Source organism: Streptomyces sp. 8K308 (assembly GCF_004348315.1).
In the GTDB taxonomy this organism is placed as follows: Bacteria; Actinomycetota; Actinomycetes; order Streptomycetales; family Streptomycetaceae; genus Streptomyces.
Genome location: NZ_SMKC01000350.1, coordinates 1 through 7,219 on the forward strand (window position 1 = coordinate 1; position 7,219 = coordinate 7,219).

Genomic DNA, 7,219 nt, shown 5'->3' on the forward strand with positions numbered 1-7,219 from the left:
GGGGAATGAGGGCGGATTTCGTCGGGCCGTCGGATTGTTTGCGGGCCGTGGGGGGACGAAATTCGCGTCGATGCCGGCGTCCGGCGGGCGCCGGAGCGCCCTGAGGAGCGCTCCGGCGAGGCGAACGAATGGCCGTCAGGTCAGCCGTGCGCGTCGAACATGCAGGTGCGAACGGCGGCTGCCGAGCAGAATCGCCGCTACGATGCCGGCCGCTTCCGGCTCCAGCGTCCCCTGGATGAGGACCACCGGCATCACCAGCAGGCCGAGGAAGGCCGAGGCCTGCATGTTGACTGTCCTGTCACTCCACTCCCAGGTTTCCCGGCCACCCGGCCGCGGAATGGTAGTTTCGTGCAGCCGCGGCCAGAGCCACACTTCGGCCCTACCGCGCGATCGATCAAGAGACAAAGCCTCTCCTTGGTCGAGGGACACATGATGAAGGAGCGGGGCCTGGTGGGCGTCCAACCTGAGCCAGGCCTCCTCCTGTTCCGTATCGCGAGACGCTACCTGTCGAACAGTCGGCTAAGCTGAGATTACTGGACGTAATCAGCACCCCTGCCCAACTGACCGAAGAATTCCGCTTTTTGTTCTTCGCCCGAATCGGGTTACGCCCAGTAGGGGCATATTCCGATCGGATGGTGGCTGAGATTGACAATCGCCCTGGTAGCGCGACTATCGGTGCCGTCCGGTACGACGGAACATCACCCCACGAATCTCACGTACAGTGATGCCAAGATCACTTTCGGCTCTAGGGTGACTGGGCAACCTTGGCTGTCACCATCGACCCGCTCGAGCCGAATCTCGCCAGCCGGCGACACGGCCGGCTGGAAGGAGCGGGCGCCCGCGCGAAGCCGATGCCATCACCGAAAGGTCGACACATCCTCTGGCGCAATGTCGGGTCGGTGGCGGAGGGCGCGGACGGGGTGGCGCCAGCGGCCGTGGTCGATGGCGGTGTCGCCGGCGAACTCCACCACCAGCGTGGGCTGGACGGTGGTGAAGGTGAGGGGTTCGCGGCTGCCCCACCGGACGGTGAACCGGGCGCCCGTCCAGGGGTGGGCCGGGCCTGCCGGCGTCAGGAGGCGCCCGAGGCTGTCGCGCAGCTCGGGCGAGAGCGGGGTGCTGCGGGCCACCAGCCGCAGGACGTCGTCCTGGTCGTGGCGCCCTAGGAGCAGGGTGTCCGGCCGGGCGACGGGGCCGGTGACGGCGCCCACGATCGCGTCCGTGGTCGCCTTGGTCTTCACCTTCAGCCAGCCGCGCCGGCCTGGCTCGTAGCGTTGCTGGCGGCCTTTGGCGACGACGCCTTCGATGCCGACGACGCTCCATTCGGTCATCCACTCTTCCGCCTTCGCGGGGTCGGTGGTGGAGGGGCACAGCGTCCACGGCGGCCCGAGCTCGTGGTCGATGAACAGCTCTTCCAGCGCGGCCCGCCGCACGATGTAGGGCTCGCCAAGCAGCCGGCGGTGGCCGCGCTGCAGGATGTCGAAGACGACCAGGTGCGCCGGCTCGGCGACCGCCAGCCGCCGCGCCGCGGCCGCCGCGCGGACGAGGCGCCGCTGCAGGGCGCCGAAGTCCAGCCGGCCCTCGCGGTGGATGACGACCTCGCCGTCGACGACCAGATTCTCGCCGACGGCGGCCACCGCGTCGGCGATCTCGGGGAACGCCGCGGTGAGGTCGGTGTCACGCCGGGACAGCAGCCGGGCCCGCCCGTCGACGGTGCTGTACGCCACAACGCGGTAGCCGTCCCACTTCGGCTCGAACACCACCCCACCCGGCAACACGCCGGGTCCCGGCAGCGCGGGAACAGGGCGGGCCAGTATCGGTTCCACCCGGGCAGGCCAGCTCACCCCACCACCAGTACCTCACTGTTGCCGGCCCGGGCGGGTTCGGCGCGCTTGTTCGGCAGGCGGCGAGGCGAGGGCCGGTCTGTCCGCGCCGTGTTGTGCCGGCCGGATCGCGTGCTCGGTTGACGGCGCGGTGCGCGGGTGGCAATGCGTTGCCACCGCGATTGCCACTGCCAACGCGGGGTGGCAACGGCGTGTTGCCACCCGGCTGTGGTCAAGCCCTACGGCAAGCCTTGCAGGGCACTTCCGTTTCCACGTCCAAATCCACTTCCGTTTCCACGTCCGGCTTCGCTGGTCAACCTCGGGGTGTTCGCCCTGGTCGGAGGTGGTTTTTCGGGGGCTGCGGGAAGTCTGACACCCCTCTATGAGCACGTTGTGGTGTGGTCATGCCGGGGTGGCGGGTGGCGCGGAAAACGGCTGCGGAACCGAGGGAGCAGGTTCCTTGGCCCGCGCGGGCCCCGCCCGCCGGCGGCAGGTTGCCTCTCCGGTTGCCCATCCCGTTGCTTCTCCTGTTGCTTCTCCTACGGCCTCTCGTGTTGCCTCTCCTGTTGCCTCCGGGTCTCCAGATCGCGCAGGAAGATGCAGGTCATGTCGCTGGACAAGGGGTCTGTGGTGTGCCGACAACTTCCCTACAGCCTTCCTGGCTCGGCCGGGCGGCAGGGAAGCCTGACAAAGGGGAGCGGTGGCCGGGCGCGTGTGAGTGCCAGCCCGTAGCGTCGGCGGCATGACGAACAGCAGCAGCGGCGGCGACGGCGAGGCGCCGGAGGGCGGGCCGCCGGTGCGCCTTAAGCTGCCGGACGGCCAGGAGCTCCTGGCGGTGCTGCGGCGTCGCCGGCTCGCTGAGGAGGGCTCGTGGTGGTATCTGGTCAGGCTGTCTCTGTGGGGGCCGTCGCAGCGGCCGGACGGCAGCCTGGTGGCTATGCCGGAGCCGGTGGAGTGCTGGGCCCCTGTCGACGCGTGTGAACCGATCCCCGGTGAGGACTACGACCAGGTGCCCACCGACGGGATCCGCCGGCCGCCGCCGCGCTGGCTCCTCGAGGCGACGGGTGGCGACCAACTGGTCGTGCACCGCGTGGCATTAACGCTCTGATCCGGCTCCACTTTCCGGCTTGAGTTGGCCCCACCCCTGGGGGCGTACGGGAGCGTTCGGGGGTTGTTCCGGTCTGATCTGGCCCCACCGGGCGGCGGGCGGTGGGACGGTCGTGGCGGGCCACCGTGTGGGGGCGATGCCGGATGGAGTTGTCGAGGGAAGAGCTGTTCCTGCGGATCCGCCGTGACTCGTGGCAGGAGGGGCTGTCGATGCGGGCGCTGGCCCGCAAATACGGCGTGCACCGCCGGCTCGTACGCGAAGCCTTGGCGTCGCCGGTGCCCAGGCCGCGGAAGACCCCGGTACGGCCCTCGCCCAGGTTGGATCCGTTCAAGAAGACGATCGACGAGTGGCTGCTGGGGGACTTGGAAGCACCGCCGAAGCAGCGGCACACGGTCCAGCGGATCTTGAATCGACTGCGGCAGGAGTGCCGGGCGGAGATCGCCTACACCACGGTCTGGGACTACGTCTCCCGTCGGCGCCGGGAGATAGCCGAGGCCACGGGGGCGGCACCGGCCGCGGGGTTCGTGATCCGCCACAACCAGCCGGGCATGGACGCCGAGGTCGACTTCGGCGAGGCATGGGTGGACCTGGCGGGAGAACGGACGAAGTGCTTCGTCTTCGCCCTGCGTCTGGCCTACTCGGGCAAGGCGGTGCACCGCATCACCACGTCCTGCGGCCAGGAGGCTTTCCTGGACGGCCACGTTCACGCCTTTCGCACGCTGGGCGGCGTCCCGGGCGGTCAGATCCGTTACGACAACCTCTCTCCAGCGGTCTCCCGGGTGATCCACAAGAGCCGGTCACGGGACGAACACCCCAGGTGGACGGAGTTCCGCCAGCACTTCGGGCTCACCCCTTTCTACTGCGAGCCGGGACTTCGCGGCGCCCATGAGAAGGGTGGAGTGGAGGGTCAGGTCGGCTACTTCCGCCGCAACTACCTCACGCCCGTTCCCCGGGTGGGCTCGCTGGACGAGCTGAACGAGTCCTTCGCCGAGTTTGAGCGGGCGGAGGAAGGCCGGCGGATCGGGATGCGGATCCGCACGATCGGCCAGGACTTCGCCCACGAGTCCGTGCTGCTGATGCCGCTGCCGCAGGATTCCTTCGAGACCGGCGTCGTGTTCACCCCGCGGGTGGACCGCTACGGAATGATCGCGGTGAGGGTCTGCCGCTACTCCGTCCCAGCCCGGTTCATCGGCCGCACCGTCCGAGTCGTGCTCCGCTCCAGCGACCTCGTCGTCTTCCACGGCCGCACCGAGATCGCCCGCCACCCCCGCCTGACGGCGAAAGGCGCCGAGCGGGTCGTCCTGGACCACTTCCTCGAAGTCCTGCTGGCCAAGCCCGGCGCGATGGCCGGCTCCGAGGCCCTGGACCAGGCCCGCCGCGAGGGCACATTCACCGCCGCCCACGAAGCGTTCTGGGCTGCGGCGAAGAAGGCCGAGGGCGACACCGAAGGGACCAAGCAGCTGGTCCACGTGCTCCTGCTGCACCGCCACCTCGAACACCGCGATGTGATCGCCGGAATCCGATCAGCCCTCGCGGTCGGCGCCCACACCGCCGACATCGTCGCCCTCGAAGCCCGCAAAGCCGCTCAGACCGATGGCCGTTCCCCCACCGTGACGGTCGCCGGGCCGGCACCGGCACTGCCCGGGCCGGAGCCCAGCGAGGTGGTCAGCCTGAACGCCCACCGGGCCGTCCGCCTCCCCACCGACCAGCGTCCCCTGCCCTCTCTCGACCGCTGGGACCAGCTTCTGAACCGCTCCAGGAAGGACGCGCCATGACCGGCCCGCACCACAACCTGACCGAGACCGCCTCCGACGCAGCGATCGACACAGCCTGCCGGGTCCTGCGGCTGCCCACCATGCGAGCCCAGTTCCCCGACCTCGTCGCCCGCGCCGAACGCGAACGGCTCTCCTACCGAGGGTTCCTGGCCGAGCTGCTGATGTCCGAATGTGAGGACCGGGACCGGCGACGCTCGGAGCGACGGATCCGGGCGGCCGGCTTCCCCCGCCAGAAGTGGCTCTCCGACTTCGACTACAACGCCAACCCCAACGTCGTCCCGGCTGTGGTCAACAACCTCGCCACCTGCGACTGGGTCAAGAAGGGCGAGCCGCTCTGCCTGATCGGGGACTCCGGCACCGGCAAGTCCCACCTGCTGATCGGCCTCGGGACGGCCGCGGCCATGGCCGGCTGCCGCGTCCGCTATGCCCTGGCCGCCAAACTCGTCAACGAGCTCGTCGAGGCCGCCGACGAAAAGCAGCTGTCGAAGACGATCGCCCGCTACGGGCGCGTCGATCTTCTCTGCATCGATGAGCTGGGCTATCTCGAGCTTGACCGGCGGGGCGCCGAGATGCTGTTCCAGGTTCTGACCGAGAGGGAGGAAAAGAACAGCGTGGCCATCGCTTCCAACGAGTCGTTCGGAGGCTGGACCAAGACCTTCACCGACCCGCGGCTCTGCGCGGCCATCGTCGACCGACTCACCTTCAACGGCACCATCATCGAGACCGGCACCGAGTCCTACCGCCTCGCCCAGACCAAAGCCAAGCAGCAGCGAACCTAGCGATCGCCTGGAGGCACCTGACGGGCTGCTGGTCAACCATTGACATGATGGGCTGCGGCAAGATTTCAGCTGTCTCCAGGGGGCGACGATGACGTTCAAGGCCGAAGCCGATTCCGGAGTCGCCGATCGGGATGAGTGGTCCTATGCGCCAGCGGTCGGCGTCGGACCGCTCCGGTTCGGTATGACCGTCGACGAAGTGGTCGACGCGTTTCAGGTTCTCGGCCAGACGAAGGTCAGCGATTGCCCGCACGTCCACGCGATCTTCTCGCCCACGTGGAAAATCGAGGTCCATCGCCGCGGGGTGGCCTCTTCACTGCCTGCCGTCACGGCCTACGTGAGCCAAGCCGCGGGGCTGTTCTGCATCGCAGCTGACGCCGTCCACGGTCCCCAGGTCGGACACGATGGAATCCCGCTGGTCGGAAGGGACCTGTCGGAACTGGAGAGCGACGAAATCGCGCATGCCGAGGCAGTGGATGGTCACTTTCGCTACACGCCCGAGGGCTATGCAGGACCGGATGATCCCGGGGTCGTCATACGCGGGCAACGCGTCGGGCAGGTCCTGCGATCGCGCCCGTTGTTCATGGTGACGCGCGACGGCGCGAATACCGAATGGGACTCGATGCCTTCCGAGGAGTACTACCACGGTCAGTCATGACCTGACCCGGTCTGACTTGTGACGAGCGGTGAAGGAGGTCGCCGCCCCATCGTCGGCTGGGGCCACGCGAGACCGGAAGCCGGGGCCGCGGCAAGCCGGAAGGCAGACCCCCAGCCACGACGACATGGAGCCACCTGAGGCCGGAAAGGTGGGGCCAGATCAGACCGTCAACGCCAACCGCGGCGACTGCGCCGCGCCCAACCCCGAGCACGAGGTGCGGCCGGCGACCGTCGACCAGGTGCGCGCTGCCGCCCAGGCCGGGGCCGTGCCGTGCGAGGTGTGTCGCCCGGACCGCGCCCTGAGATGACGGGCGCGAGCAGCGGGCGACCGGGGGTTGACCACGGCGGTTGGTCAAGCATCCAGGGCGGTTGACCAACCGCCGTGGTCAACCTCTCCGTTACCGTCCTGTGGCCCTTCCCTCTCCCCTACCGTCTCCCCTTCCCTCTCCCCTACCCCCAAAGTTGGTCAACCTCGGCCTGTTTCTGCAGGTCAGACGCAGTTTTCGGGCGGGTCGGATAGCCCGACACCCCTATATGTGCTCCCAGTGGGGCTCATTCCGGGGTGGGGGTGGGCGATCTGCCGACGGCGCGGCGTTGAGAGGCGTCGTGTCGGCCCAGGACGGACTCGCCCGAGCTGTGGGCCCAAGCGGCCGGGCGGGCCCGGCACGGCGGCCCACGCGCCGTTCTCCGGGCCCGCACGCCGTGCGGGTCGGCCGGGTGCTCAGCCGCTCGTTGAGGGCGGCAGGTCGGGGACCAGCGGCAGGAGGTGGCTCAGCAGGTGCTGGAGCACGACTTCGTCCCGGGTCGTGCAGGCGGCCGGGTCGTCGACTGGCGGGAGCGCCAGGAGCTCGCGGCACTCCTGGCACGTGGCGGGGGTGGGCTCGGGGATCGGCAGGCCGCGGTCGCGGTACGCGTGACATCTCGGTGCTTGCGTCGGGAACATGGTTGTGCTCTGCACGAGTCGGATTTTGCAGCCGGTGGCTCAGGAACGGCGGCGGCCGGCAGGTGGCATGACACCGACGGGGATCCGCCGGTGTTCATCCTGCTTCCCCGGTCACGGTTCTTGCTGCTGCTTCCACTCTT

8 protein-coding genes are annotated in these 7,219 nt (G+C 69.1%); 5 read left to right on the forward strand and 3 right to left on the reverse strand.

What is annotated here, in order from left to right:
• Positions 1 to 135: 135 nt before the first annotated feature.
• Positions 136 to 285, reverse strand: a complete 150-nt coding sequence (locus E1265_RS37440) for a hypothetical protein (RefSeq protein WP_165953937.1) — start codon at positions 283 to 285, stop codon at positions 136 to 138.
• A 572-nt stretch (positions 286 to 857) separates the two neighbouring features.
• Complete coding sequence (locus E1265_RS30750; RefSeq protein ID WP_243741233.1) at positions 858 to 1,823, reverse strand: ATP-dependent DNA ligase; 966 nt, start codon at positions 1,821 to 1,823, stop codon at positions 858 to 860.
• Positions 1,824 to 2,562: 739 nt separating this feature from the next.
• Here E1265_RS30750 and E1265_RS30760 point away from each other — a divergent pair.
• From E1265_RS30760 to E1265_RS30780, 5 genes are all read left to right on the forward strand, one after another.
• Positions 2,563 to 2,928, forward strand: a complete 366-nt coding sequence (locus tag E1265_RS30760; protein WP_132934253.1) for a hypothetical protein — start codon at positions 2,563 to 2,565, stop codon at positions 2,926 to 2,928.
• 143 nt (positions 2,929 to 3,071) lie between these two features.
• Positions 3,072 to 4,703 carry an IS21 family transposase gene (gene istA, locus E1265_RS30765; protein WP_132934254.1) on the forward strand — a complete coding sequence of 544 codons (1,632 nt, stop codon included), beginning with the start codon at positions 3,072 to 3,074 and terminating at the stop codon, positions 4,701 to 4,703.
• Positions 4,700 to 5,482 (forward strand): IS21-like element helper ATPase IstB, encoded by a 783-nt coding sequence (gene istB / locus E1265_RS30770; protein ID WP_132934255.1) that lies wholly within the window; start codon positions 4,700 to 4,702, stop codon positions 5,480 to 5,482. Before istA ends, istB begins: the two co-directional genes overlap by 4 nt.
• Positions 5,483 to 5,570: 88 nt before the next feature.
• A complete protein-coding gene (locus E1265_RS30775; protein ID WP_132934256.1) occupies positions 5,571 to 6,137 on the forward strand; it encodes a hypothetical protein in 567 nt (188 codons plus the stop codon).
• Positions 6,138 to 6,261: 124 nt separating this feature from the next.
• Complete coding sequence (locus E1265_RS30780; RefSeq protein WP_132934257.1) at positions 6,262 to 6,444, forward strand: DUF6233 domain-containing protein; 183 nt, start codon at positions 6,262 to 6,264, stop codon at positions 6,442 to 6,444.
• Positions 6,445 to 6,857: 413 nt separating this feature from the next.
• Here E1265_RS30780 and E1265_RS30785 read toward each other — a convergent pair whose 3' ends face one another.
• On the reverse strand, positions 6,858 to 7,094 hold the full coding sequence (locus E1265_RS30785; protein ID WP_132934258.1) for a hypothetical protein: 237 nt from the start codon (positions 7,092 to 7,094) through the stop codon (positions 6,858 to 6,860).
• Positions 7,095 to 7,219 lie beyond the last annotated feature (125 nt).

Coding starts and splice junctions, on each gene's coding strand:
- E1265_RS37440 (WP_165953937.1), bottom strand. CDS start 285: ATGCAGGCCTCGGCCTTCCTCGGCCTGCTGGTGATGCCGGTGGTCCTC.
- E1265_RS30760 (WP_132934253.1), top strand. CDS start 2,563: ATGACGAACAGCAGCAGCGGCGGCGACGGCGAGGCGCCGGAGGGCGGG.
- istA (WP_132934254.1), top strand. CDS start 3,072: ATGGAGTTGTCGAGGGAAGAGCTGTTCCTGCGGATCCGCCGTGACTCG.
- istB (WP_132934255.1), top strand. CDS start 4,700: ATGACCGGCCCGCACCACAACCTGACCGAGACCGCCTCCGACGCAGCG.
- E1265_RS30775 (WP_132934256.1), top strand. CDS start 5,571: ATGACGTTCAAGGCCGAAGCCGATTCCGGAGTCGCCGATCGGGATGAG.
- E1265_RS30780 (WP_132934257.1), top strand. CDS start 6,262: ATGGAGCCACCTGAGGCCGGAAAGGTGGGGCCAGATCAGACCGTCAAC.